The organism is Pedobacter sp. 10L46_2 (assembly GCF_056395165.1).
This window is the reverse complement of record NZ_JBFTIZ010000555.1, coordinates 1-1039: the sequence shown is the minus strand read 5'-3', so window position 1 is coordinate 1039 and position 1039 is coordinate 1. Positions and strand designations below refer to the sequence as shown.

Here is a 1039-nt window from a genome sequence, read left to right as displayed (position 1 = left end):
GCAGGAAGGTGATGTATGTCGCTACCATTGTTTTATAGCTAGTGGCCTAATGCGTACCTATTCGGTTGATGGTAAGGGCAACGAGCACATCATCCGCTTTGCTACTAAAGATTGGTGGATCAGCGATCGCGAAAGTCTGCTCTTTGGTGTACCTTCTAAATTTAACATTGATGCCATTGAAGAATCGGAGCTGATCCTGTTCGACAAGGATGAGATGAAGGTGGCCATGGAAACTGTGCCTGTTTTTGGCCAGCTGGTTACCGATATTTTGAACAAGAGCTTTGTGATAAACCAGAACCGGATTCATGAAGTGATCAGCAGCACGGCAGAAGAGAAATACCAGAACTTTGTAAAGCGTTATCCTGATTTCGCACTGCGTGTACCGCAGGCCATGATTGCCTCTTATTTAGGAATAACACCCGAAACACTTAGCCGTTTGCGCAACCCCAAGCCTAAGAAGTAGGCCTTTTGATTGACATTTGTCAATTTTTTTCTTAACAAACCTCATCGTTTTGAGGACTGCACATTCGCCAATTTTGCTTCGTCAGCCGGGTGAACCACTGACCAAAAAATAAGCAAAATCATGTCACGTAAATTAGAGAACAAAGTAGCCGTAATAACCGGTGCAACCAGCGGAATGGCCTTGGCTACTGCCAAATTATTTGTAGAAGAAGGTGCCTATGTATATATCACTGGCCGCAGACAGGAACAATTGGATGCCGCGGTAAAACATATCGGTAAAAATGTAACGGGCGTCCGTGCTGATTCTGGCAATCTGGATGATCTGGATCATTTATACGAGATCGTTAAAAAAGAAAAAGGCCATATAGATGTATTGTATGCCAGCTCTGGCGTTGGGCATTTTGGCATCGGCATTGATGCCATTACGCCCGAAGAATATGATCGTGTATTCGACATCAATGTTAAAGGAACCATTTTTACCGTACAGAAAGCACTGCCACTTTTGTCTGAAGGTGCATCTATTATCATGACAGGTTCCATAGCAAGTGTGAAAGGTTTCCCTGGAATGGGTATATAC

2 protein-coding genes are annotated in these 1039 nt (G+C 43.8%); both read left to right on the top strand.

Annotated features, from left to right (window positions below):
* On the top strand, positions 1-463 hold a 463-nt coding region (locus AC1DDX_RS27770), incomplete at its 5' end, for a Crp/Fnr family transcriptional regulator (RefSeq protein ID WP_477623085.1).
* A 120-nt stretch (positions 464-583) separates the two neighbouring features.
* On the top strand, positions 584-1039 hold a 456-nt coding region (locus tag AC1DDX_RS27765), incomplete at its 3' end, for an SDR family oxidoreductase (RefSeq protein ID WP_477623084.1).